The organism is Aliibacillus thermotolerans (assembly GCF_027853235.1).
GTDB lineage: Bacteria > Bacillota > Bacilli > Bacillales > Marinococcaceae > Aliibacillus > Aliibacillus thermotolerans.
Map to the genome: position 1 here is coordinate 1 of NZ_WKJG01000041.1, position 24,553 is coordinate 24,553.

The window sequence follows — 24,553 nt, forward strand, 5'->3', positions numbered from 1 at the left end:
ACCCTATATATCCAGTTATCAAAGAACGTCATAGGTTGATTTTATCAAAATGTCGGACAATTGAACAGGCAAAGCCTGTCCTTGTCCGAAGCCAATTCATCTCCCACTTTCACTGGTGCTAAAAGCATCTTCACGTTTAGAAGTGAGAGACTTCTTGGCTGTAAAGTTAAAAAGTGGCTGAGACATAACTAGCCAAAAAGTATGAAATTGGGACATAACTAAATCATTCCAATCAAAATACGAACCTTACGCCGGAGTCCCCGTATTCTGCCTACGATAGAACCACTCTAATCTAAGAAGGAAAATCCGAGCTTATGGAAAGTTCGGATTTTTTTATAATTAATATACTTTTGTCCCAGTCTTGTAGGGTGTTTTCCCTTCTGCTATGATTGGAATATGTTGTTTTTGGCGGTACACTAATACAAGAAGTACAAATGAACCTCAATCACCCGAACGCTGATTCTATGTCTATAAAATGAAGTACGCGGATTACACGGCAAGCACCCAATCGAAGCTTCCCGTCATGAGACCATTCAGTAGGAATTTTGTGTGATATTTCGTCGTATGAATCTTTTATACGACACTTCATTGCATCGATTTCATCATAAAAGGTCGTATGAAACGTGTTGCGACCTGTTTTCATCCTAATTCCTTCCAACTTTAACTTTCATACGACCATTTGATCGGTGTTTGACAAAATGAAGCGTCGCATGAAACGTTTATGGAACGATTCATCTTCTTTTTTAACGCGTCACTCGCAGCATGAAGCAGAAAAACGCTCCGAATCACCTATTTATTTCCAATTCTAACCCTCTTACAACCACTCCTGTTGAGATTGCACGAAAAAAGTGTCGCATCACCAGTTCATACGACACTTTTTTCATCATTTTCACTTTTAAATGTTCTTTGTACACAAAAAGAGAAACTCACCAAGTTTTTGGCGATGACTGAAGTTTTATCCCAGCCACTTTTTAATATAAGTGTTGCCCCAGTTCGTTTGCCACTTTTTCTAAAGTAGAGACGTCCGTTACATCGAATACAATCCATTGACGACTTTTCACTACTAAATAGCCTAATTTTTTCCTTCCCTTTGTGATTGGAAAAACTAATTTACTTTGTAAGTCCTCTTTTTTTACTCCTGGTTTCGAGTTGCTGACTGCTAGTAAGCATTCTTCCCCTTTGATGAAAAAAATTTCGGCCCAGTCTATGTAGTCCACTTTTTGGGTGAGTGAGGTAACTGTTTTTTTTAGAAAATCTGCTTTTTTTTCTTTGTTTTTATACACTGTTGCAAGTATGTGGATGGATGCTAAGTCAGTTGCGATAGACAATGGAATCCCCCTTCTCAAAATTGTAAGCTATCATTATTTTAACAAAAGGCGTTAGGGGATAGCTCTGGTAAGTTTAAACAACTTGTTTTGATGCTTCTTGTACTCATAAAAAATGGCCGTCACCACATGGATGGTGAGGCCATTTTAAAAAAGTAAGTTATACAAGATTTTTTTCTTTGGCAGCCGCTTCCACGGCTTTTTCTATGATTGCTAACCCTTTTTCTAAACCTTGATCATCGATGTTAATCGGTGGGAACAGCTTAAACACTTCGTCGTCCGTGCCGGCTGTTTCCATAATTAATCCGAGTTCAAAACACTTTTCCGTCACCAGGTTAGAAAATCCTTCCACGTCGCTTGCAATTCCTTGCATAAAACCGCGACCTCGACGCGTTCCTTTTATTTTTGGATATTTTTTCACAATGTTTTCAAGAAACTCTTCGATTCGTTTGGATTTTTCTTGCACATTTTTCGAAAGAGTGTCATCTTTCCAATAATTTAACGCCTCCGTAGCAGTTACAAAAGCCAAGTTGTTTCCGCGGAACGTTCCATTGTGTTCACCTGGAGAAAAGACATCATACTTCGGATCGATTAAAGTAAGTGCAAGCGGTGTTCCGTATCCACCGATTGATTTTGATAAGCAAATAATATCTGGCTTAATACCAGCAGGTTCAAAGCTAAAGAATGTGCCGGTACGTCCGACCCCAGCTTGAATATCGTCAATGATTAACAAGATATCTCGATCGCGGCAAATTTTTTCAATTCCTTGGAGCCATTCGTTACTTGCAACATTCAGTCCACCTTCCCCTTGCACTGTTTCAAGGATAAATGCTGCCGGCAACTCTGCTCCACTTCCGCTGTCATCGAGAACTTTCTCAATATATTGCAAGCTACTGCTCGGATCTCCGGTATAATCATCAAAAGGCATCGTTATCGTATGAGAAAGTGGAATTCCGGCTCCTTTTCGTTTCGCTTTGTTACCGGTTACAGCTAAAGCACCGATCGTCATCCCGTGAAAACCTTTTGTAAAACTGACGATGTTTGTGCGTCCAGTCGCTTTACGGGCAATTTTCAGTGCACTTTCCACTGTATTTGTTCCTGTTGGACCAGGGAACATCACTTTATAATTCATGTTTCGTGGTTGTAAAATAATTTCGTGAAATTTTTTAAGAAATTCTCCTTTAGCTTTTGTCGCCATGTCCAGAGAATGAGTTACGCCATCTGCTTCTATATATTCAATGAGTTTCTTTTTCATGTTGTCATCGTTATGACCGTAATTGAGCGCACCCGCTCCGGAAAAGAAATCAATATATTCTTTATTATCCATGTCGGTTAAAATATACCCTTTCGCTTTTTGGAAAACGGTAGGAAAACCGCGTACGTAACTCCGAACTTCAGATTCGTGTGTATTAAAAACTTGTAAATCATTTGCATTCATTTAGTTCAATCTCCCTTCAAAATTTACAGCAAGATACTACCTCATACTACGCGACAAATGAAAAGTTATTCTTTCGAAAAAGGCCCGATACGAAATGATAATTCTGCTTCATGCTCTTCCCCTGGAAAGAGATCTTCTGAGAAACATTCAGACACTTCACATGCAGTGTCATATGTTCGGGCAAGTTTTCTAAAGAGTGCTTGAGATGCTTCGTTCGATGGAGTAACAGTTGCTTCTAAATAATTCACTCCGCTAGAGCGACGAGTGCGTTCCACGAGATGGTTTAACAGGCGAGTAGCAAGGCCTTTACCTCGTTGGGAAGGATCTACTCCAATTTGCCATACAAACACTGTATCTTGTTTTTCCGGGAGGATGAAACCTGTCACGAATCCAACAAGTTCTCCTTTTTCTTTTGCTACGACGCAAGTTTCTGAGAAAAATTCAGCCATCATGATGTATTTGTATGATGAATTTAAATCTAAGGTTGAATTTTTCACTAACTCCCACATAGCAGCCCCGTCTTCTGCCGTTGGTTTTTCAAACGTTAAGCTATCAACGGTTTGCACCGGACTGCCACCTTCGTTTTCCATCTTCTTATTCCCTTCCTTTGGATCATTTAGACCGTTAATGTTGAATTCCTCCTATTCATTCATAAATTCATTATAAAGTTTCATTTTATCATGTTGTAAAAAAAGAAAACATACATAAGAGCTACACTATTTAATCATAGGGGGAGATGGAATAAAACTCAAACGCGGTTGATTGGAATTATTTCTCTTTAGTTCGATTGAGGAGGGATAGGTTGAAATGAGAGTTGGTGCAGTTTCATAATGCTTGCATATGATAGGTTATCCACAGTTTTTGAAAAAGTACAAGGGAAAAATTGTCATTTACCTTGCGAGTGGAAGGGCAGTAATGTGAAAGTGCGTGAAAAATGTACAAATAGGGTATATTCTATAAATAACTAACATTGATTACTTTGATGAGGGGGAAAGGAAATGGTGGCGAATGACACGAAATCACTCATTGCAACAGTCATTGATGATTTTAAAAACAGAGAAGGATTTTTAGGAATTGATTCAGCGGAAGATCGAAAAAAAGTTCTTACATCTGCAGGAGAAATTTTAAAAACAACAGATAAAATTATTAAGACATACATCCGTGTTTCCCGTGATAATGGGGTTATTGAACGAATCCCGGCTTATCGCGTACAACATAACAATATCAGTGGTTTTTATAAAGGCGGAATCCGCTTCAGTGAAGAGGTGAATGAAAAAGAAGTAGAAAACTTAGCGATTTTAATGACTTTAAAAAATGCTTTGCATCAATTACCTTTTGGCGGGGCAAAAGGTGGTGTCCATATTAATCCGCGCAATTATTCGGCAAGAGAACTTAACTTAATAAGTAAAAAATATGTGCAACGGTTAGCAAGAAATATTGGCCCGACGGAAGATATCCCTGCCCCGGACTTAGGAACCGATGCCCGTATTATTGATTGGATGGTCGGTGAATTTAAAACGATTCATCCTGGTGAACCGTATATGGGGTCGTTTACAGGAAAAAGCGTGGAGAATGGCGGGGCAGAAGGAAGAAGAGAAGCAACAGGAATTGGTACTTTTTTAAGTTATTATTACATGGTTCAATATTGGTATACGAAAAGCCAAGAGTTGTTATCCAATGTGTCGGACGATCGCTTGAAAACGATACAATCATTGAACAAGATTTATCGTAAATTTGAAGAAGGAGAGCCTGTTCATGTTGCCATTCAAGGGTTCGGAAATGTCGGAAGTGTAGCTGCACTAGAAGCCTACAATTGCCCACAAAAACATCTTGTCGTCGCCGTAGCCGATCAGTTTACTACACTCGTTCATCCGTCGGGACTCAATATAGACAAATTAAATTCATTTGCCCAGCAACATAAACGTTTACCTAATACGGAAGAAGAATTAGCTGAACTCAACGTTGAAGCAAAGATCAAACCTTCAGAAGCTATTTTAACGGAAGAGACAGATATTCTTATTTTAGCTGCCATTGAAAATCAAATTGCGCCTCACAACATGAAAGAAGTCAAAGCAGATCTTTTTGTAGAAGGTGCAAATGCCCCGATCTCTGTGGAAGCGGACGAATTTTTACAACAACAAGGAAAAGTTATTATTCCTGATATTTTAGCGAATGCGGGAGGGGTCCACGTTTCTTATTTAGAGTGGAAACAAAGTCGAGTGACAGAATTATACACAAAAGAAGAGATAATAGAAGAAATGTCCCAACAAATGAAGACGACGCTCAAAAAAGTATTCGATGAATATTTCTCCACTACCGACACGACGATGCGCTATACTTGCTATAAATTGGCGGTTGAAAGACTAGTGACATTGCTTTATCGCCATGGAAAATTGTTTTAAGAAACGAAAAAGGTGGTCACAAACCACCTTTTTCATCTAATACTTCATTTAAAGGAGTTCTACTTGTCATGATAGAGGTATTTGAAAATCTATCGCCAGTTACGCAAGCATTTTTAGCTACCTTGTTTACATGGGGGATGACTGCCATTGGTGCCTCGCTCGTTTTTGCCACCAAAAAAATAAACCAACGCTTATTAGATAGTATGCTTGGGTTTGCAGGTGGTGTCATGATTGCAGCGAGCTATTGGTCTCTCCTTAGCCCGGCGATTGACATGTCTGAAAACCATCCGATTGGAAGTTGGTTTCCCGCTGCATTTGGGTTTCTGTTTGGAGGCATTTTTATTTTCATTATGAATAAGATCGTTCCTCATCTACATCCGAACGCCAAATTAAACGATGCGGAAGGTATTAAGCCGAAACGTTTATCTCGCAGCACCTTGCTCGTATTTGCTGTGACTTTACATAATATTCCGGAAGGACTGGCGGTGGGAATTGCTTTTGGCGCTTTGGCCACCGGAAATACCGAAGCGACGTTGGCTGGTGCAATTGCTTTAGCGCTAGGAATAGGCATCCAAAACTTTCCTGAAGGAGTAGCAGTGTCTATGCCTCTCCGGGGAGAGGGGATGTCAAGAGGGAAAAGCTTTATGTATGGACAATTTTCCGGAATGGTAGAGCCGTTTGCTGCCGTACTTGGGGCGATGGCAGTTGCTTTTTTTGAACCGATTTTATCTTATGCGCTCAGTTTTGCTGCAGGTGCGATGATTTTTGTCGTAGCTGAGGAAGTGATTCCCGGTTCTCAAGAAAAAGGGAATAAAGATCTAGCTTCCATCAGTCTCATGGTTGGATTTACAATCATGATGATTTTGGATGTTGCGTTAGGATAAAAGGCAACTCTTATTCTCATTTCTGTTAAAATAGTAAAATGAAAAAGGAAGAGGTGAAATATGCGCATTTCGAAAATTACGGTTCAAAAGAAAAAGAAAGATCGTTATCACTTGTTTGTGGAAGACGAAGGGACGGAGCAATATATAGGAAGTGTTGGGGAAGAAGTTTTACTGAAGTGGAATATTCATAAAGGAAAAATGCTTTCTTCTACCGATTTAAAAAGAATTTTGGAAGAAGAAGAAAAAGCAAAAGTGTTTCAAGTGGCGCTAACTTATCTCCAATATCAAATGAGAACCGAACAAGAAGTGCGAAATTATCTTTTTAAAAAAGAGTATGAAGATACATGGATTGACGAAGCCATCACAAAATTAAAAAAGCTTCGTTACATTGATGACGTAGAATATGCTCGTTTATTCGTTTCTTCCCGCATGCGGTTGAGCGATAAAGGACCTCGTTTTATCCGTGAAGAATTAAAACAAAAAGGGATTCCTGAGGAAATCATAGAAGAAGCTATTTTACAATACGATGAAGAGGAACAAGTGAAAGTTGCCAGCAAATTTTTGCGGAAAAAAGGGAAACAGAAATCGAACGAATCATACCAAATGATGAAAAATCGTTTGCTAGCGTCCCTTGAACGGAAAGGTTTTTCCAAGTCTATTGCAATCAAAGCGTGGGAACAAAGCAAACTCTTTTTCACAAAAGACGAGGAATGGTCGGCGCTTTATAAAGAAGGAAAGAAAGCGTTAAACAAGTGGCAAAGAAAATACGATGGTTTTGAACTAAAACAGAAAATAAAACAGACGCTTTACCGAAAAGGTTTTCAGTTAGAAGATATTGAACGTTACATAGAACAAGTGGAGAAGGAGGTAGAGGAAAATGGAGAAAAGATATAGTCAAATGACAGAGCAAGAATTAATGGAAGAAATTCGTTACTTAAATGAAAAAGCGAAAAAAGCTGAACAGATGGGCATGCCTAATGAAATGGCTGTCTATGAAAGAAAACGAGTAATGGCAGAATCGTATTTGCTTGATCCAGACGATTTTATGTCCGGACAGCGGTACCGTATCAAACATGACGGGGGAACATTTTTTGTAAAATATTTAAATGGTGTATTTGCATGGGGCTATCGAGATGACTCCGAGGAAAAAGAGGCCATCCCGATTGCACTGCTCGAACTCTATGATTATTAAAAAATTAGCGCCGTTTTTCCTCTTGCTTTAACTTTTTTTCTAATGCTTCATCACTATAAATCCAACCCGTGTAAGAGGTTGTAATGTTTAGATCCTGGTCGAGGCGAACCACTGCAACAAACGGATAGTATCCTTTGCTACGATAGCGCAAATCAATAAAAGTGACTTCCCAACCTTCTGTCATTTCTTTCACTACCCAACGATATGTCGGTGAAAAAGAGAGAAACGCTTGCAAATTCTCATCTTTACGTGCTGCATTAATCACTGGATGAGAAGGAATCGGTTCAAATGGATAACTTTCTAAATATCTTAACTTGCCATTTCTCATTTCGGTCACGTGGAGCCTCTCTTTTGTGCGGATGACTAAATGCCATTTGTACCAGCTAAAAGTAGGAGAAATAAAAAAGTGTGTCGCATGTGGATGAAACTGTCTTGCATGTTGAATCACTTTATTACGGGCAGAAATTCGCCAAATATAGTAAAATATGAGGCCGATGTACAAATATAAAAAGAGAGGACCTGGAGGCGCTCCGTATCTCCATAAAATAAATGCAATAATATGAGAGAAAAAAATGAGTGGATCAAATATATTAATGACGCCTAATGCAATCCACCGTTTACTAATGGGGGATAATGCCTGCGTGCCATACGCATTAAATATATCGACAAATACATGTAAAAAGACAGCGAGAAAAGTCCAAAGCCATAAATGAAGAAAAGAAACTGCAGGTGAAAGCGCATAAATCGCTCCGGCAACAACGAACGGCCAAAGTAGTACCGCTGGAATAGAGTGAGTCGGTCCACGGTGATAACGAATATATACTGCGTTGTTTTTTAATTTTAAAATGGTATCAAAGTCAGGCGCTTGCGATCCGATGATGACGGCAGCCATCACTGTTTGCATCGCAGCTGGATTTTCAGATACAGCGGGATCAAGGGTGGCTAACCCTCCGAGTCCTATTCCCATAACGATATGTGTGGCAGTGTCCATCGGTTGAAGCCCTCCTTTGCTCATACCAAAATATAATGATCGAAAACATGTTAACGAAATGATTGGGAGGTAACAAATGAGTAAAATTACTGTTTTCATGGAATACAAAGTGAAAAACGAATGCGTACAAGAGTATGAAAAGCTGATGAAAGAGTTTGCAAGAGCACTTTCCACATACGATGCCAATCACTTCCAATGGTTTCAAGCAGCTGATCAAGAAGGGTTATATGTGGAAATGTTTGATGTGCCTACACTCTCCCACTATCATACCTTAAAAAAGTGGCGTCGTTCAAAGGAACATTTACTTTTTAAGAAATTAGATGAGCATGTTGTAGGTGGGCTGGAAAAAGTGAACTGTTGGGCATTTTTACGGAAGGATGTGAAATGAAAATAACTGGAAACATAAGGGGACGATGATCATCAATGAACGATTATTTACGGCACATGGATATTACATCTTTTCAACGAGATTTACTTCATTGGTATGAGGAGAATAAACGGGATTTACCATGGAGGAAAACGCAAGATCCTTATCGTGTGTGGGTATCAGAGGTGATGCTTCAACAAACGAAAGTCGATACAGTTATTCCTTATTATCACCGTTTTCTCGAATCATTCCCTACTTTGAAAGAACTTGCCGAAGCCCGGGAAGAAGAAGTAATGAAAGCGTGGGAAGGTCTTGGATATTATTCAAGAGCTCGTCATCTGCATCAAGCGGTAAAAGAGGTAGTAGAGAACTATGGCGGCGAAGTGCCTCATGAAAAAAAGGCGTTTTCTTCCTTAAAAGGAGTAGGTCCGTACACGGCCGGAGCGGTTTTAAGTATCGCGTTTGAACAACCAGAGCCTGCCATTGATGGCAACGTGATGCGCGTGTTTTCTCGTTTATTACTCATTACAGAAGACATTACGAAAGCAAAGACAAGAAAGATTTTTGAAGAAGTGATTCCACCGTTTTTAGAAGAAGTTCTTCCGTCTGAAATGAATCAGGCCTTGATGGAATTAGGTGCGATCGTTTGTTTTCCAACTTCTCCTCACTGCTTGTTATGTCCAGTAGAGCGATATTGTATGGCAAGAGAAGAAGGAGTACAAGAAGAACTACCAGTCAAAGCAAAAAAACGTGCCCCCAAGGTCAAAAAGATGGCAGCGGTCATATTAAAAAATGAAGAAGGGAAGACGTTATTTCACCAGCGACCAGATGATGGTTTGTTAGCGACATTGTGGGAATATCCAAATACTGAAATAAAAGAGGCAGGGCAGACAAAAGAGACATTGACAGAATTTTTGTCTTCTGAATACGAAATCGAAGCGATCATTGGCGAGAAAGTACAAGAAGTGAAGCACGTTTTTACTCACCTCATATGGGAAATTGAAGTGTATGAAGGAATCGTCAAAAGACAAAAGACATGTCAAAACGAGCGACTCTCCTGGCTTACGCTAAGAGAAGCTACTCAATATGCATTTCCTGTTTCCCATCAAAAGATTTTAAAAGAACAAAAAAGAAAGGAAGAAAGTGCCGATGGACTTAGGACTTCAAAATAAAAAAGTACTCGTAACCGGTGCGTCTCGGGGAATTGGAAAAGGAATTTCCCTTCTTTTTGCGAAAGAAGGGGCAGAGGTTAGCATCGTGGCAAGAAATAAAGAAGGATTGGAAAAAACGGCACAAGAGCATCCTTCATTGTATCCAATTGCTGGGGATTTGACCGACGAAAAAGAGCGGGAGAGAGTGTTCAAAGATCATATGGAACAGTTTGGAACGATTGACATTCTCATTAATAATGTAGGGGGAAGTGTAGGAACGACGGTAGATGAAACACCGCTTTCACAGTTTCAACAAGCGATGGAGTGGAATTATTTTTCGGCGGTTCATTTTAGTCAATTAGCTCTTCCCGTGATGAAAAAACAAGAGTCGGGAGCGATTGTCAATATTTCATCCATTTACGGAAGAGAGTCAGGGGGAAAAGCTCCTTATAATAATGCAAAATCTGCCCTGATTAGTTTTACGAAAGCATTGGCGGACGAAGTGATTTCCGAAGGGATTCGTGTGAACTCCGTTGCACCTGGATCGATTATTCATCCAGAAGGTAGTTGGCAGAAACGAGTGGATGAAGATCCAGAAAAAATGAAAAAATTTGTCCGCCGAGAAATACCAGGCGGACGTTTCGGTACGGTCGAAGAAGTCGCAAATGTTGTTGTATTTCTTGCTTCCGAGAAAGCGTCTTGGATAAGTGGTGCGACGATTCAAGTCGATGGTGGACAATCTCATATGAACATGTAGAAACATTAATATTTGTTTATATCACTATCATCATTTAATAAACCGATTTCTCTCAACTGTTGTTTCGTCTCAGGTGTTCCTAGCTCATATATCATATCAAACACTTGATTTAATCCACTTTGAAATTCGTTTCGATCTTCATCAGCAATCACATCGTCATAGTGGCGAAATGAAAATAAATTTCGAAGTTCCATGTCATGCTTTTGGGTTTCTGCTAATACGAACTCCAATTGATCCCGCTCTTCTGGCGTTGCTTCAATCTCATACTGAATCAAAGCGGGGTCTGGAATTTTCACGGTACTAATTGCATCCATACTTAATGGATGTAAGTTCACATAATATTTTTGTTTCTTCATAAGATCCCCCTCGTTTCGTTCTTTTTTAACGGAAAAGAGAAACAGAAAGCGAAAAACGTTTTTCTCCTATTGTGAGCAATTCATTTCTATTTATGCATTGAAGGAGGACAATGATGGATAAAAAAGTTGCACTAGTGACAGGAAGCAGCCGCGGTATTGGAAAACTCATTGCATTGAAATTAGCCAAAGAAGGATACAATCTCGTTGTAAACTATAACCGAAGCAAAAAAGCGGCGGAAGAGACAGCTGCAGAAATTGAAGCTTTAGGTGCGAAGGCACTCGTTGTCAAAGGAAATGTAGGGGACCCGAAAAAAATTAAAGAAATGTTCGAAAAAATAGCGAACGAATACGGACGCTTAGATGTGTTGGTAAACAATGCCGCCTCTGGTGTGCAAAAGCCTGCTATGGAATTAGAAGAAAAACATTGGGATTGGACGATGAACATCAACAGTAAAGCATTGCTTTTTTGTGCTCAAGAAGCCGCAAAGATAATGGAAAAAAATGGAGGAGGGAAAATTGTAAGCATTAGCTCTCTCGGTTCGATTCGATACTTGGAAAACTATACCGCAGTCGGTGTATCGAAAGCGGCTTTAGAAGCGTTGACAAGATATTTGGCAGTGGAGCTGGCGGAAAAAGGAATCGTTGTAAATGCTGTTTCTGGCGGAGTTGTCGATACCGATGCGTTAAAACATTTTCCGAATCGGGAAGAAATGCTGCGTGAAGCGATTGAAAGAACCCCGGCAGGAAGAATGGTAGAAAAAGAAGATATTGCCAACGGTGTGATGTTTTTACTTTCGAAAGAAGCTGAAATGATTCGAGGACAAACGATCATTATCGATGGCGGCATGTCTCTTTTAACATAATTTGTGTGAATTCATAAGGATAGTTCGTCACCTTTTGGGCATGTTAAAGATTGTGGAGGTGAATGATATGAAAAAACAACAACCTGAAGCTTCACAAACAAATACCCAAAAGGTGCGTAAACAAAACGCTGCTGCCGCTCAAAATCAAAGCAAACAGCAAGCGGAATTTGCAAGTGAAACAGACGCCCAAACCGTAAAGAAACAAAATCAACAATCTGAACAGAAAAAACAACAAAACCAGCAATAATGACACAAGCGGGCTCTTGGAAAGAAAAACTTTCTAAGAGCTCGCTTCTGTGTGAATACAATTGGTAATTTTTAAAAACTGCGGATAAATCATAAAGCTAATTGAATCTTCGGTGTTGGATAAAAAAAGTGTCTTCCTTTTCTTTTATACAGAAAAGAATGTATAATACATAGATATGGTTTAATTTAATTGAGTTCTGGAAGGATGGGAAAGGCATGGCATTCCCGGAAACAGGAACGACGATACAAATCCATAGTTATAAACATAACGGAACGCTTCATCGTGTGTGGGAAGAAACCCTTATTTTGCAAGGGACATCGAAAGAAATTATTGGTGGCAATGATCGAACGTTAGTGAAAGAAGCAAATGGAAGAACGTGGACGACAAAGGAACCCGCCATATGTTATTTCCACAATAAGAAATGGTTTAATGTCATTGGGATGGTTAGGGAAGATGGAATTCATTACTATTGTAATTTAGGTACGCCTTTTGTGTGGGATGGAGAAGCGCTTAAATATATCGATTACGATTTGGATGTTCGAGTGTATCCAGATATGACGTATCATATTTTAGATGAAGATGAATATGAACAACATAAGAAAGAAATGGACTATCCTGCGCAAATTGATGCGCAATTGCAGTACACTTTAGAAGAACTGCAAAGTTGGATACACCAAAGAAAAGGCCCTTTTTCTCCGTTATTTGTAGAACATTGGTATGAACGGTTTTTGTTTTATTGGTAGAGAGGTGTAACATGGGGAGCATTAGAAGATATTTACAATTTGTAAAGCCGTATCAAAAGGAAATCTTTTTAACGATCATCATCGGTATACTGAAGTTTGGTATCCCTTTGTTAACTCCTTTACTTTTAGCTTATGTCATTGATGAAATTATCTTAGCTGAAGGGATGCAACTAGAGAAACAAATTAGTACATTATTTTGGCTGGTTGGTGGAACGATTCTGTTTTTCCTACTTACTCGACCGCCCATTGAGTATTATCGCCAATATTTTGCCCAGTGGACCGGGAACAAAATTTTATATGATATTCGTGATCAACTGTTTACACATATTCAAAAATTAAGTCTTCGCTTTTATTCGAACAATAAAGCGGGAGAAATAATTTCTCGCGTCATTCATGATGTGGAACAGACGAAAAACTTTGTCATTACTGGGTTAATGAACATATGGTTAGATATGATTACCATTCTGATTGCCATCGCCATCATGTTTACGATGGACGTATGGTTGACATTGATTGCCATCGTATTATTCCCGCTCTATATTTTTGCGATTAAGTATTTTTACTCAAGACTCCGTCAGTTAACGAGAGTTCGTTCCCAAGCGTTAGCAGAGGTCCAAGGTCATCTTCATGAACGGGTACAAGGAATGAGTGTCATACGCAGCTTTGCCTTGGAAGATTATGAGCAAGAACAGTTTGATAAAAGAAATCGTAATTTTTTGGACAAAGCGATTGATCACACGAAATGGAATGCGAAAACTTTTGCAGCGGTGAATACGATTACCGATATTGCGCCGTTAATCGTTATTTTAGCAGCGGGATATTTTGTATTAACTTCTGATCTTGCCATAGGACAAATGGTTGCTTTCGTTTCTTATATGGAAAGATTGTACAATCCGCTCCGGAGACTGGTGAACTCGTCTACGACATTAACTCAGTCGATTGCTTCCATGGACCGTGTGTTTGAATTTATAGACGAAAAATATGACATTGTAGATAAAAAAGACGCCGTTCCTATTTCCAGAGCGGAAGGTCGCGTGGAGTTTGAAAATGTGAGCTTCGCTTATGAAGATGACGGTAGGTATGTGTTAAAAAATATTAACTTACACGTATCTCCTGGGGAAACGATTGCTCTTGTAGGGATGAGTGGTGGTGGAAAAAGTACACTCGTCAGTCTGATTCCTCGTTTTTATGATGTCACTTCGGGAACGATTCGACTAGACGGAAAGGACATTCGGGATTTACAGATTCGGACCCTTCGAGATCAAATTGGCATGGTCTTACAAGATAATATTTTATTTAGTGAATCGGTGAAGATGAATATTTTAATGGGAAATCCAGATGCGACGGATGAACAAGTAATTGCGGCAGCAAAAGCAGCCAACGCCGATCAATTTATCCGGGAACTACCCCAAGGTTATGATACGCCAGTTGGGGAGCGAGGAGTGAAGTTATCCGGTGGCCAAAAACAACGAATTGCAATTGCCCGCGTCTTTTTAAAAAATCCACCGATGTTAATTTTTGATGAAGCGACTTCCGCGCTTGATTTGGAAAGTGAACATCTCATTCAAGAAGCGATGGAGGAATTGGCAAAAAATAGAACTACTTTCATCGTGGCTCATCGTTTATCAACCATTACTCACGCGGATCGAATCGTCGTCATTGAAGATGGAGAAATCGTAGAAATTGGAAATCACCACGAACTGATGCAAAGAAACGGTCCTTATAAAAAATTATTTGATGTGCAGTATGTATAAGCTGTTGTTCATTTCTCTATCGGAATAGTATCGAAAGTTCCTTGAAACAAGGATGAGACATAACTAGCCAAAAAAGATTGGTTCCAAGCACTAAAATTTGCTTGGAACCATTTTTGTAGGGTGTTCATTGTTTCTGGCGGTATATTTCCTTAAGTTTACCGCCGGAAGTGCATTTCTCTGTGACTCTAACACAAGAAGTATAAATAGCCTTGCAAGCACCAATTGCAACTCCTCGTCATGAGACCATTCGGTAGGAATTTTGTGTGATAATTCGTCGTATGAATCTTTTATACGACCATTCATTGCATCGTTCTCGTAATAAAAGGTCGTATGAAACATGATGTGACCTGTTTTTATCCTGATTTATTCCATTTTCAGCTTTTATACAACCTTTTAACCGGTGTTTTACAAAATGAAGCGTCGCATGAAACGTTCATGGGACGATTCATCTTCTTTTTTTAGCGTCATTCGTCGCATGAAACATAAAAACGCTTCGAATCACCTAAATTTTTTCAATTTCACCCCTCTTACAACCACTCCTGTTCGGATTGTACGAAAAAAGTGTCGCATCACCAGTTCATACGACACTTTTTTCATCATTTTCATTTTTAATTGTTCTTTGTACACAAAAAGAGAAACTCACCAAGTTTTTGGCGATGACTGAAGTTTTGTCCCAGCCACACTTTGTGAACCAAAGCGCTATGAGGATGTCATGCAAAAATTTTATACGACATTTTTATTTCTATCTTTTGTCATACAGATTGCATGAATGATCAATGCGACCTGCTCTTTTATCATTCTGTCGGATAAAAAGAATTTATATGCCTTCTAGTTAGGATGTTAATAAGAATAGAATCGTTCACACAACATCTTTTCATCTATGTTGAGACCAAAGTGCTTCGTATTCACACTCTTTCTTCAATGTTCACTGGTTCATCCGATTGATGATAACGGAAAAAACTTTCCAATAATAAGTCAAGATGCTCTAATTCGTCGTTATATTCAACGATATGTGACACGACAGGTAAAATACGCAACCATTGTTCGCGGTCAATTTCATTATGATCATAAAGATCCATAAACAAGTCGGTCAGTGATTCCCGCCCTTCATCCACTTCTTCTGCCATTTCATCGGTAATTTGTAAGTTTACTTTCCCAATATAGCGCAAAAGAATGCGTTCGTGATAGTCGGTGAGGTGTTCCAGCTGGTGTCTTATAAGCTTTTTCATTCTATCGGGCATACTTTGCACTTCATTATCGTGACGGTCAAGCATTTTTAATATCATAAAAGCTTTTTTCAAAGTAACGATCATCTGTTTGTAAATGACAAGTTTTCGTGCTTTCCCTAACTTCGTTTTTGGGAAATAATTTCGCTCTTCTTTGTACAGGAGAAAATAATTGTCAAGTTTTACCAAAGCTTCATTCATGTGAGAAAGATCTTTTTTAAACGATTGAATGTCATAATCATGGCTCGTGATAAGACGAATCCAGCGAATCACTTCATCGGTTAAGTCCGTCATTTTATAATAGAGATTATTTTCATGTTTTGGTGGCAAAAACACTAAATTAACTACGAAGGCAGAAAAAACACCGAGCATAATTAAAGAAAAACGTTCGAGCGCAAACAAAATAAAGCCGTCTTGGGGGTTTCCCATGATAATAATGATGGTAACAATCGCAAGGGATATGGCGGATGTTTCAAGTTTTAATTTGAGAATAATAGCAATGGCTACCATCACTGCTACCCCGATGATCACAGGGTTGTGGCCGAGAGTAAGGCCAAATATGACGGCAATTGTCGCGCCAATCATATTTGCTTGGATTTGCTCTAAAATTGTTTGATATGTCTTAAAGATAGACGGTTGTATGGCAAAGGTGGCTGATAGGGCAGCATACAAGGTTGGTTCCAATCCAAGCCAACGAGCCGTGTATATCGATAATATAATGGCAAGCCCTGTTTTAAAAATTCTCGCCCCTAATTTCATTTTCGCATTGGCGTTCTCCTAAAGAAGCCAGTGCCTCCTTTCTATGTCGAATCTTTCTATCTTGAATATCTCGTATGATGATCACCCGTCATAGAAAGAATAAGCACTTTGATTCGTAGCTATCACTCTGACACTTCCTCCTCCATTTCTGAAAACGCTCGTTTTGCAGCAAGAAGCGTTTCATCAATATCTTTTTCCGTATGTGCGATGGTAAGAAACCATGCTTCGTATTTGGACGGCGCAAGATGAATTCCTTGTTGGAGCATCTTTTGAAAGAAGCGAGCAAACAATTTTCCGTCGCTTTGTTCGGCTTCTTCGTAATTACTTACTTTATGGGACGTAAAAAATAAAGTCAATGCCCCTTTTAAACGATTGATCGTTGCGGGAATCGAATGGGAGGAAATGATCTCTCGTAAGCCGTCTTCTAACTTTTTGCCAAGCAGATCTAAATGTTCGTAAACCCCGTCTTGTTGTAACACTTCTAAGCAAGCAATTCCGGCATTCATGGAAGCCGGATTTCCCGCCATCGTTCCTGCTTGATAAGCTGGTCCAAGTGGTGCGACTTTTTCCATAATATCCACGCGACCACCGTATGCACCAATCGGAAGTCCACCGCCGATAATTTTTCCCATCGCCGTCATATCAGGAGTAACACCGAGCAAGTTTTGAGCTCCGCCGTACATAAAACGAAAGGCAGTAATCACTTCATCGTAAATGACAAGGGAACCGTTCGCATGGGCCAGTTCATTCACACTTTCTAAAAAGCCAGCTTTTGGTTCGACGATCCCAAAGTTACCGACAATAGGTTCCACAAGTACAGCGGCAACGTCTTCTCCCCACGTTTCAAGGGCTTGTTTTAATGATTCACTGTCATTAAAAGGGACGGTAATCACTTCACTGGCGATATTTTTCGTCACTCCAGCAGAATCAGGGGAACCAAGGGTTGCAGGGCCTGAACCAGCTGCCACTAATACAAGGTCTGAATGACCATGATAACAGCCGCTAAATTTGATAATTTTGTCTCGACCAGTATAAGCACGAGCCACTCGAATCGTTGTCATGACCGCTTCGGTTCCAGAATTGACAAAGCGAACTTTTTCTAAAGAAGGAATCGCTTCTTTTAACATTTTCGCAAATTGATTTTCAAGTTTCGTCGGTGTACCAAACAACACCCCGTTTTCAGCAGCTTTTTGGATAGCCTGTGTAATGTGAGGGTGAGCATGACCGGTAATAATGGGTCCATATGCACCAAGATAGTCAATGTATTTATTCCCATCGACGTCATAAAAGTATGCGCCTTCTCCTTTTTCCATAAAAATAGGCGCTCCTCCACCGACAGCGCGATATGATCGAGATGGGCTGTTTACCCCTCCTACAATATGTTCTTCAGCTTCTTTATATAACCTCTCAGATGTTGCTGTATTCATGGTCAAGCCTCCTCTATATCAAATCCATGTCTATTGTATCACGGAACAACGAAAGAGCTAGAAATAAAGTGTGACACATTTTTCCAGAAGATGTGTACTTGCCGTTGAATATTCATTCACTATTCACTATAATTAAAATATTATCAAATATGGTATCGCTTGCAAAAAACGGTTTCAAGGGGGGCTGTTAGTTGGATAAGAGCCTACCACAACATCGTCATACAACTTTTACGGAGGACGGATTAATTTACATGGAAGGCAGTAGAACAATTTTAATCCCAACATCTTCGGTTGGCATTTTAAGAAAAGAATTATACGAAAATATTGGAATGAACAGAGTAAAAGGATTTTTAATTCGCTATGGCGCTCATTTAGGACGAGAAGATGCAAAGATTATTAAGAAAAAATTTAAAAATGAGACAACTGTTACAAAAATAGAAAAAGGTCCTGTTTATCACCAATTGAGAGGACATACGAAAGCAACGATTACCCGTATGAAAGTGAAGAATTATCAAGATAAAATCTCTCTCTATCTGGAAGGAACTTGGGAAGATTCTTATGAAGGATTTGAGTATGTTGAACAATTTGGAATAGCGGATGCACCAGTATGTCACACGTTAGTCGGATATGCGAACGGTTACTTAACAGAAATTTGTAATCAAAAGGTTGTATTTAAAGAAATATCTTGTGTTGGAATAGGAGATAAGATTTGTAAATGGGTGTGCCGAACCGTCGATTATTTGACAGATGAAATGAGCGAAGAATTGAAGTTTTTTAAAGAAGAACCGATCGTAAAAGAATTGGAACTGACATATGAAAAATTACTTGAAGAAAGAAACCATTTAAAAAACGTCTCTACTATAAACAATAAGTTGACAGAGGAAATTTTAAAAGGAAAAGATTTACCTGCGATAATGAATCTCGTGTACGAGCTAACGGATACAGCGATATTGGTAGAAAGTGCAGAATTTAAACCAATTGCTTCAGGAGGTTTGTCACAAAATGAATGGAAAGAAATAAATGAGTCATTTAAAGAGTATATTCACTGTCAAAAATTAAAAAGGAAGCCGTTTTATCAAACAGAAATCATTTCATTAGAGAATCACACACGCCTCACATCTCCTGTTTACTTACAAGGGGAACTAAATGGATATTGTTCATTTATTTGCGATTTGGAAGATAAAGAACCTCATTTATTACAAATGATTATCGAGCGTATTTCCACAATTTGTTCATTGTATTTATTAAACAAACGAACTGAATTAGAAGCAGAAGAACGAGTCAAGGGAAGATTTTTAGAACAAATGATTCACGGCGAATATACAAAAGAAGAAATTGTTAGAAGAAGTCACTTTGTAGGGGTAGATCTTTTTCAAGATTATTATATGGTTGTTGTTTGTATAGAAACGTTATTTGACTCTTATAAAAAAGATTTAACTTTTTTGGAAGAAGTGATGAATGAAACTTCTCTCTACTTTCAAAAACAAGGAAAAAGTATTTTAACGGGGCAACAAGGAAATCATTTAGTCATGCTATTATTGAAACAAGAAGTGGAAGAAGAGGGGATTCAAAAGGTTTGTGAACATTATTTAGAGACGTTCTCAAAAAAATATCCTTCGGTTTCATTTCGAGCGGGAATAAGCATGTCTTCTGATGAAATTGAAAAGGCCTCTGAAAGTTACCAAGAAGCTCTTACTTCAGTAAGAATGACTTCGAAAACAAACAATTTAATGACATTTGAGTCATTGGGAATTCTTGGACCATTAATTAATTCCAATAATAAAAAAGAAGTAGAACGAATGGCTTTATATACATTAAGGCCATTAGGAGAAAAACTCGAAGACCATAAAAACTTGGAATTAATCAAAACTTTATATTCGTACTTATTAAATGGTGGCAATTTAGAGAGAACCGCTTCTGATTTATCTTTATCTTTAAGTGGACTTCGATATCGCATTGGGAAAATTGAAAAAGTAATGGAACAAGATATTAAACATCCAGAAGTTTCTTACAAATTACTATTGTCTATCCAAGCGTTAATCTCCATTGGAACATTAGATTTAGAAAAGTATTAGTAATAAAAACCTCCTTTCACACGGAGGCTTTTATTTTTTAATTGGGCGTATATACGGACAGACCTTGCTTTCCTTTTTATAAACCGACATAAAGTGTTTGATAATAAATAATATTCAAGCAATTCATGCTGTTGTTTATGTAAGCGTTTCCAAATACAATGAACTTACAAAATGACAAATAACTAAGTAAATAGGAGGATTCATATGTTTACAGGAAAAGAATATTTAGAAAGTTTACGCGATGGAAGAGAAGTATACTTATGCGGAGAAAAGGTCGATGATGTGACGACGCATCCTGCTTTTTGTAATGCGGCGCGTTCTTACGCAAGAATGTATGATATGCTACATGATAAAGAAGCAAGCAAAAAGTTAGTCACAGAAAACGAATTTGGAGAGAAGACACATTGGTTCTTTAAAACGCCAGAAAGTGCAGATGACTTATTGAAAACGAGGGATGCCATTGCCGAATGGGCGAAGTTAAACTACGGGTTTATGGGTCGCACTCCGGACTATAAAGCCTCATTTTTAGGTCACTTAAATGCTTATGCGAATTATTATGAAGGGTTCGAAGACAATGCGAGAGCATGGTACAAAAAAGCAGGGAAAGATGTAGCGTTTGTGAACCACACAATTATTAATCCGCAAGTGGATCGTTCCAAACCTCTCCATGAAAATAAAGATGTGTACGTACGGGCGGTGAAAGAAAGAGATGACGGAATTATTGTAAGCGGTGCCAAAATGGTAGGAACGGCTGCACCACTTACAAACTATAACTTTGTTGCAAATTATGGACCAACAGATTTAGGAGACGGTGATCAAAGTCATGCCCTTATTTTCCTCGTACCGATGAATGCACCTGGTGTAAAAATGATTAGTCGTCAATCATATGAATTAAATGCGGTTAGAAGTGGAACGCCTTATGACTTCCCACTTTCCAGTCGTTTTGATGAAAATGACGCGGTTATTGTCCTTGATAACGTATTTATCCCGTGGGAAGACGTGTTATCTTATAAAAATATCGAAGTATCCAACAATTTTGTTCCTCGCTCAGGCTTTGTAAATAGATTCTGTTTCCACGGTGCAACGAGATTGGCGGTGAAGTTAGACTTCATGGCTGGATTACTGCTAAAAGCGACAGAAGGAGCAGGTACGCTACAATTTAGAGGAGTACAAGCGAATGTTGGGGAAGTATTAGCGTTGCGCAACATGATTTGGAGCCTTACGACAGCAATGGCTACGAATCCTGAAAAAGGAATGGGCGGCGCAGCTGTTCCGAATGGTGCTTCTGCATTTGCTTATCGTGTCCTTGCTCCGAGTGTTTGGGTTCGCGTAAAAAATATTTTTGAACAAGTCGTTGCTGGTGGACTCATTCAACTACCTTCTAGCTCTAAAGACTTCTTGAATCCTGAACTAAGACCATTCCTTGATAAATATTATCGCGGAACAGGCATTGATGCAGAAGAACGTGTGAAATTATTAAAAATGATTTGGGACGCTATCGGTACCGAGTTTGGTGGCCGTCACGAATTGTATGAAGTAAACTACGCTGGAAACCATGAAAATATCCGGTTAGAGGCATTGAAACATGCTCAAGCAACCGGTGCAGCAGATGAATATATCGCATTTGCCGAATCAGCATTGAATGACTATGACATCAATGGTTGGACCAATGAAACGTGGATAAATGTTTCTGAAATAGACCAATTAGTGAAACAATAAATGTAGAAAGGAGAAGTTTGATGGATGAGCGCAAATTTCGATATGCGATGGGGAACTTCGCAACTGGTGTGAATATCATCACAACGGAAGTAGATGGAGATATTCACGGAATGACTGCAAATGCCTTTATGTCGGTTTCTTTGGATCCGAAACTAGTAGTGATTTCCATTGGAGAGAAAGCGAATATGCTAGAAAAAATAAGAAAAAATAAAAAGTACGCAGTCAACATTCTGTCTCAAAATCAAAAAGAGCTATCTATGCTTTTTGCTGGACAGCTGAAAGAAGAACGCGATGTTCCCTTTGACCGATTAGCAGATGTACCAGTGATTGCAGGAGCACCGACTCAAATTGCATGCGAAGTAGTGAGTGAACACGTAGAAGGAGATCATACTCTTTTTGTTGGAAAAGTAATAGACCTTCATTTTGAAGAATGTACGAACCCGTTACTTTTTTATCAAGGGAAGTACACTTCATTAGCAACGGGAGCGGTATTGTAATGTAATCAGTGGGACAATCATTTGGAACATGGTTGCCATGGCATAATTCAGAAAAGTGGGAATTTTCAATTTATAACAATCGATTTCTATTTGGAAACGATTGCATGAGTGGAGAACCAGATCGGACGGGACTGTTTCTGCACTGTCGTGGACTCTATACAAAAAAGTAGACGGAACGTTTGAAAGTAAACATTCTTCCAGTACGTCAAGTTGTACTGGAAGAATTTTTTATGTATAGTCAAACAGTTTGTTAATTTGATGAAATGAGATATATACTATTTAGAAGGAATCAATTGAGGAAAATGAAAAATAAAGTTACTCTTATTATATAGCAAAGAATAAAAAACGGGAGGATTTCATATGAGTGTAACAGTTGGAGAAAAAGCACCTGATTTTACTTTACCAGCAAGTAATGGGAAAAACATTAGCTTATCAGATTACAAAGGAAAAAAAGTCGTTTTATATTTCTATCCAAAAGATATGACTCCGGGTTGTACGACCCAAGCATGTGACTTTAGAGATTACATGAAAGAATTTGAAGAAGTGAACACGGTTATTCTCGGCGTAAGCCCGGACCCATTGGACAAACATGAAAAATTTATTGAAAAACACGGATTACCATTTCCGCTTTTATCCGATGAAGAAAAAGAAGTTGCTAAAATGTATGGCGTATGGCAACTAAAGAAAAATTTCGGAAAAGAATACATGGGAATTGTACGCTCTACCTTTCTCATTGATGAAGATGGAACTTTAGTGAAAGAGTGGAGAAAAGTTAGAGTGAAAAATCACGTAGCGGACACACTAGCATATATAAAAGAAAATGCATCTTAAGAGCTAATCGTTGACAATACCTTGTTCTATCAGCTAAAATAAATTATAAGAATTATCATGTAGTAATTGTTATATAGAAAGTGAGGTGCATGACGATGGCGAACGAACAATTACAGGAAGCAGTGAACGCATTAAAAAATACGAAGGTTCGTATGACTCCACAACGTCATGCCATTTTGGAATATTTGTATAATTCGATGAGCCATCCTACGGCAGATGAAATATATAAGGCCCTTGAAGGCAAATTCCCAAATATGAGCGTTGCGACAGTTTATAATAACCTTCGTGTCTTTAAAGAAGTAGGTATCGTAAAAGAACTAACTTACGGTGACTCATCAAGTCGATTCGATTGTGTAACAACGGATCATTATCACGTCATTTGTACAGAATGCGGAAAAATTGTTGATTTTCACTATCCTGGACTAGATGAAGTAGAGACTCTGGCAGAACATGTTACCGGTTTTGAAATCGAGAGCCACCGCATGGAAGTTTATGGTACGTGTCCGGAATGTAAAACCGAAAAACATTGATTATTGACTTCTAGTTATAGTGGGAGAATATGTAAACCCTCTTAAATGAATGAGCTGATATAATTTAAGGAATATTATGATGGGTAATAAAACTGCTCTCTTTATGAAGCGCACCTCTGTATGCTATGAAACATATGAGGTGCTTTTATTTTTTGAGCAGTTCTTCTTTATTATTTTTGATTTTCATTTTGGGGTTTTTCATCTTGAGATTGATACGATTTTCGGTTATATTTCGTATCAAACTCTTTTCCTTCTAATGCCGGATCTAGTGTGAGCGGTTCATCGCAATGCATACAAGCATCGACTCGTCCAAGTATTTTCGTGATCTTTCCACAAGTGGGACATTCCACCCGAACGGCTTTGGTTGAAATCATTCCGATCCAAAAATACACACCGCTGCTTGAAACGACAAAAAGAAAACCTAAAATCATTGTAATTGTCATTATAATAGGAGATGAGCGAAAAAAAATACCTATGTACATGACAAAAATCCCAATAAAAACTAGGGACAAAGCAAAAGTGCGGATTCGATTTATTTTATTTGATGTCTTAGTAGCCATATTATTCCCTCCTGAACTACATCGAGTATAACATATTCTCCACCTGCTATAATAGTTAACAACTTTTTAAAGTAATTGGTAGATCAAAATCTTTATTGTGTAGATAACAAACAAGGGTAAATCGTGGTATAATATGAAACCGTACATTTTTAATGGTTTTCATTTTCAATAGAATATAAATTTTTTTCAAAAAAACAGTTGACCAATATTTATTTAGGTGCTATAGTATTAAATGTCGCTACGGAGAGAAACAAAAAATCAAAAAAGTAGTTGACAGTTTTAAAAATATGAGTTAGATTGTAAAAGTCGCTTGTTTGAGCGATAATAACAAAGTGTCCTTTGAAAATTGAATGAAAGTCAAGCGTCTGTCAATTTCTTCTTTTCATTAGAGGAATGAAGTATTTTAAAAAGAGCAAGATCAACTTTCATGGAGAGTTTGATCCTGGCTCAGGACGAACG

24 protein-coding genes are annotated in these 24,553 nt (G+C 38.6%); 16 read left to right on the top strand and 8 right to left on the bottom strand.

Annotated elements, in window-relative coordinates; all coding sequences use genetic code 11:
- Positions 1–971 precede the first annotated feature (971 nt).
- The 3 genes from GJS40_RS07590 to ectA form a co-directional block, all read right to left on the bottom strand.
- Complete coding sequence (locus tag GJS40_RS07590; RefSeq protein ID WP_270897287.1) at positions 972–1,328, bottom strand: GAF domain-containing protein; 357 nt, start codon at positions 1,326–1,328, stop codon at positions 972–974.
- A gap of 157 nt (positions 1,329–1,485) precedes the next feature.
- Complete coding sequence (gene ectB, locus GJS40_RS07595) at positions 1,486–2,763, bottom strand: diaminobutyrate--2-oxoglutarate transaminase (RefSeq protein WP_270897288.1); 1,278 nt, start codon at positions 2,761–2,763, stop codon at positions 1,486–1,488.
- A gap of 65 nt (positions 2,764–2,828) precedes the next feature.
- Entirely contained in the window at positions 2,829–3,353 is a 525-nt protein-coding gene (gene ectA / locus GJS40_RS07600) for a diaminobutyrate acetyltransferase (RefSeq protein WP_270897289.1), read from the bottom strand.
- Between the two features lie 408 nt (positions 3,354–3,761).
- Between ectA and GJS40_RS07605 the strand changes: the two genes are divergently transcribed.
- The 4 genes from GJS40_RS07605 to GJS40_RS07620 all read left to right on the top strand — a co-directional run bounded on the left by GJS40_RS07605 (position 3,762) and on the right by GJS40_RS07620 (position 7,241).
- Positions 3,762–5,165 (top strand): Glu/Leu/Phe/Val family dehydrogenase, encoded by a 1,404-nt coding sequence (locus tag GJS40_RS07605; RefSeq protein ID WP_270897290.1) that lies wholly within the window; start codon positions 3,762–3,764, stop codon positions 5,163–5,165.
- Positions 5,166–5,233: 68 nt separating this feature from the next.
- Positions 5,234–6,049, top strand: coding sequence for a ZIP family metal transporter (locus GJS40_RS07610; protein ID WP_270897291.1), 816 nt, complete (start codon positions 5,234–5,236; stop codon positions 6,047–6,049).
- Positions 6,050–6,109: 60 nt separating this feature from the next.
- Positions 6,110–6,943: a recombination regulator RecX gene (gene recX / locus GJS40_RS07615; protein ID WP_270897292.1), complete on the top strand. Its 834-nt coding sequence runs from the start codon at positions 6,110–6,112 to the stop codon at positions 6,941–6,943.
- Complete coding sequence (locus GJS40_RS07620) at positions 6,927–7,241, top strand: YfhH family protein (RefSeq protein WP_270897293.1); 315 nt, start codon at positions 6,927–6,929, stop codon at positions 7,239–7,241. The genes recX and GJS40_RS07620 overlap by 17 nt, the downstream gene beginning before the upstream one ends.
- Before the next feature lie 4 nt (positions 7,242–7,245).
- On the opposite strand, the gene GJS40_RS07625 is transcribed toward GJS40_RS07620, so the two are convergent.
- Positions 7,246–8,232, bottom strand: coding sequence for a metal-dependent hydrolase (locus GJS40_RS07625; protein WP_270897294.1), 987 nt, complete (start codon positions 8,230–8,232; stop codon positions 7,246–7,248).
- A gap of 76 nt (positions 8,233–8,308) precedes the next feature.
- On the opposite strand from GJS40_RS07625, the gene GJS40_RS07630 reads away from it, so the two are divergent.
- From GJS40_RS07630 to GJS40_RS07640, 3 genes are read left to right on the top strand one after another with little or no spacing between them, the layout of a single operon-like run.
- Positions 8,309–8,620: an antibiotic biosynthesis monooxygenase family protein gene (locus tag GJS40_RS07630; protein ID WP_270897295.1), complete on the top strand. Its 312-nt coding sequence runs from the start codon at positions 8,309–8,311 to the stop codon at positions 8,618–8,620.
- 35 nt (positions 8,621–8,655) lie between these two features.
- On the top strand, positions 8,656–9,771 hold the full coding sequence (gene mutY / locus GJS40_RS07635; RefSeq protein WP_270897296.1) for an A/G-specific adenine glycosylase: 1,116 nt from the start codon (positions 8,656–8,658) through the stop codon (positions 9,769–9,771).
- Complete coding sequence (locus tag GJS40_RS07640) at positions 9,749–10,507, top strand: SDR family NAD(P)-dependent oxidoreductase (protein ID WP_270897297.1); 759 nt, start codon at positions 9,749–9,751, stop codon at positions 10,505–10,507. The genes mutY and GJS40_RS07640 overlap by 23 nt, the downstream gene beginning before the upstream one ends.
- Before the next feature lie 5 nt (positions 10,508–10,512).
- Here the strand turns inward: GJS40_RS07640 and GJS40_RS07645 are convergent, their stop codons facing one another.
- The gene (locus GJS40_RS07645; RefSeq protein WP_270897298.1) at positions 10,513–10,863 is read right to left on the bottom strand and encodes a hypothetical protein; all 351 of its coding nucleotides are present in this window, start codon (positions 10,861–10,863) and stop codon (positions 10,513–10,515) included.
- A 113-nt stretch (positions 10,864–10,976) separates the two neighbouring features.
- On the opposite strand from GJS40_RS07645, the gene fabL reads away from it, so the two are divergent.
- The 4 genes from fabL (at position 10,977) to GJS40_RS07665 (ending at position 14,470) form a co-directional block, all read left to right on the top strand.
- Positions 10,977–11,726: an enoyl-[acyl-carrier-protein] reductase FabL gene (fabL, locus tag GJS40_RS07650; RefSeq protein ID WP_270897299.1), complete on the top strand. Its 750-nt coding sequence runs from the start codon at positions 10,977–10,979 to the stop codon at positions 11,724–11,726.
- Positions 11,727–11,793: 67 nt separating this feature from the next.
- Positions 11,794–11,973 (top strand): gamma-type small acid-soluble spore protein, encoded by a 180-nt coding sequence (locus tag GJS40_RS07655; protein ID WP_377901751.1) that lies wholly within the window; start codon positions 11,794–11,796, stop codon positions 11,971–11,973.
- A 215-nt stretch (positions 11,974–12,188) separates the two neighbouring features.
- Complete coding sequence (gene ntdP, locus GJS40_RS07660) at positions 12,189–12,716, top strand: nucleoside tri-diphosphate phosphatase (protein WP_270897300.1); 528 nt, start codon at positions 12,189–12,191, stop codon at positions 12,714–12,716.
- Between the two features lie 11 nt (positions 12,717–12,727).
- Positions 12,728–14,470 (top strand): ABC transporter ATP-binding protein, encoded by a 1,743-nt coding sequence (locus tag GJS40_RS07665; protein WP_270897301.1) that lies wholly within the window; start codon positions 12,728–12,730, stop codon positions 14,468–14,470.
- Between the two features lie 905 nt (positions 14,471–15,375).
- Here GJS40_RS07665 and GJS40_RS07670 read toward each other — a convergent pair.
- Entirely contained in the window at positions 15,376–16,455 is a 1,080-nt protein-coding gene (locus tag GJS40_RS07670) for an FUSC family protein (RefSeq protein WP_270897302.1), read from the bottom strand.
- A gap of 122 nt (positions 16,456–16,577) precedes the next feature.
- A complete protein-coding gene (locus tag GJS40_RS07675) occupies positions 16,578–17,882 on the bottom strand; it encodes a glutamate-1-semialdehyde 2,1-aminomutase (RefSeq protein WP_270897303.1) in 1,305 nt (434 codons plus the stop codon).
- Positions 17,883–18,073: 191 nt separating this feature from the next.
- On the opposite strand from GJS40_RS07675, the gene GJS40_RS07680 reads away from it, so the two are divergent.
- From GJS40_RS07680 to perR, 5 genes are all read left to right on the top strand, one after another.
- Positions 18,074–19,957 (top strand): XylR N-terminal domain-containing protein, encoded by a 1,884-nt coding sequence (locus tag GJS40_RS07680; RefSeq protein ID WP_270897304.1) that lies wholly within the window; start codon positions 18,074–18,076, stop codon positions 19,955–19,957.
- 204 nt (positions 19,958–20,161) lie between these two features.
- Entirely contained in the window at positions 20,162–21,676 is a 1,515-nt protein-coding gene (locus tag GJS40_RS07685) for a 4-hydroxyphenylacetate 3-hydroxylase family protein (RefSeq protein WP_270897305.1), read from the top strand.
- A gap of 20 nt (positions 21,677–21,696) precedes the next feature.
- Entirely contained in the window at positions 21,697–22,173 is a 477-nt protein-coding gene (locus GJS40_RS07690; RefSeq protein WP_270897306.1) for a flavin reductase family protein, read from the top strand.
- Positions 22,174–22,533: 360 nt separating this feature from the next.
- On the top strand, positions 22,534–23,004 hold the full coding sequence (gene bcp / locus GJS40_RS07695; protein WP_270897307.1) for a thioredoxin-dependent thiol peroxidase: 471 nt from the start codon (positions 22,534–22,536) through the stop codon (positions 23,002–23,004).
- Between the two features lie 95 nt (positions 23,005–23,099).
- A complete protein-coding gene (gene perR / locus GJS40_RS07700) occupies positions 23,100–23,534 on the top strand; it encodes a peroxide-responsive transcriptional repressor PerR (RefSeq protein ID WP_270897308.1) in 435 nt (144 codons plus the stop codon).
- A gap of 170 nt (positions 23,535–23,704) precedes the next feature.
- Here perR and GJS40_RS07705 read toward each other — a convergent pair whose 3' ends face one another.
- A complete protein-coding gene (locus tag GJS40_RS07705) occupies positions 23,705–24,094 on the bottom strand; it encodes a YgzB family protein (protein WP_270897309.1) in 390 nt (129 codons plus the stop codon).
- Between the last annotated feature and the right edge of the window lie 459 nt (positions 24,095–24,553).

Coding starts and splice junctions, on each gene's coding strand:
- GJS40_RS07690 (WP_270897306.1), top strand. CDS start 21,697: ATGGATGAGCGCAAATTTCGATATGCGATGGGGAACTTCGCAACTGGT.
- GJS40_RS07620 (WP_270897293.1), top strand. CDS start 6,927: ATGGAGAAAAGATATAGTCAAATGACAGAGCAAGAATTAATGGAAGAA.
- bcp (WP_270897307.1), top strand. CDS start 22,534: ATGAGTGTAACAGTTGGAGAAAAAGCACCTGATTTTACTTTACCAGCA.
- recX (WP_270897292.1), top strand. CDS start 6,110: ATGCGCATTTCGAAAATTACGGTTCAAAAGAAAAAGAAAGATCGTTAT.
- GJS40_RS07610 (WP_270897291.1), top strand. CDS start 5,234: ATGATAGAGGTATTTGAAAATCTATCGCCAGTTACGCAAGCATTTTTA.
- GJS40_RS07630 (WP_270897295.1), top strand. CDS start 8,309: ATGAGTAAAATTACTGTTTTCATGGAATACAAAGTGAAAAACGAATGC.
- GJS40_RS07605 (WP_270897290.1), top strand. CDS start 3,762: ATGGTGGCGAATGACACGAAATCACTCATTGCAACAGTCATTGATGAT.
- ectB (WP_270897288.1), bottom strand. CDS start 2,763: ATGAATGCAAATGATTTACAAGTTTTTAATACACACGAATCTGAAGTT.
- GJS40_RS07645 (WP_270897298.1), bottom strand. CDS start 10,863: ATGAAGAAACAAAAATATTATGTGAACTTACATCCATTAAGTATGGAT.
- GJS40_RS07685 (WP_270897305.1), top strand. CDS start 20,162: ATGTTTACAGGAAAAGAATATTTAGAAAGTTTACGCGATGGAAGAGAA.
- GJS40_RS07675 (WP_270897303.1), bottom strand. CDS start 17,882: ATGAATACAGCAACATCTGAGAGGTTATATAAAGAAGCTGAAGAACAT.
- ectA (WP_270897289.1), bottom strand. CDS start 3,353: ATGGAAAACGAAGGTGGCAGTCCGGTGCAAACCGTTGATAGCTTAACG.
- fabL (WP_270897299.1), top strand. CDS start 10,977: ATGGATAAAAAAGTTGCACTAGTGACAGGAAGCAGCCGCGGTATTGGA.
- GJS40_RS07640 (WP_270897297.1), top strand. CDS start 9,749: ATGGACTTAGGACTTCAAAATAAAAAAGTACTCGTAACCGGTGCGTCT.
- GJS40_RS07655 (WP_377901751.1), top strand. CDS start 11,794: ATGAAAAAACAACAACCTGAAGCTTCACAAACAAATACCCAAAAGGTG.
- GJS40_RS07670 (WP_270897302.1), bottom strand. CDS start 16,455: ATGAAATTAGGGGCGAGAATTTTTAAAACAGGGCTTGCCATTATATTA.
- ntdP (WP_270897300.1), top strand. CDS start 12,189: ATGGCATTCCCGGAAACAGGAACGACGATACAAATCCATAGTTATAAA.
- mutY (WP_270897296.1), top strand. CDS start 8,656: ATGAACGATTATTTACGGCACATGGATATTACATCTTTTCAACGAGAT.
- GJS40_RS07705 (WP_270897309.1), bottom strand. CDS start 24,094: ATGGCTACTAAGACATCAAATAAAATAAATCGAATCCGCACTTTTGCT.
- GJS40_RS07665 (WP_270897301.1), top strand. CDS start 12,728: ATGGGGAGCATTAGAAGATATTTACAATTTGTAAAGCCGTATCAAAAG.
- perR (WP_270897308.1), top strand. CDS start 23,100: ATGGCGAACGAACAATTACAGGAAGCAGTGAACGCATTAAAAAATACG.
- GJS40_RS07625 (WP_270897294.1), bottom strand. CDS start 8,232: ATGGACACTGCCACACATATCGTTATGGGAATAGGACTCGGAGGGTTA.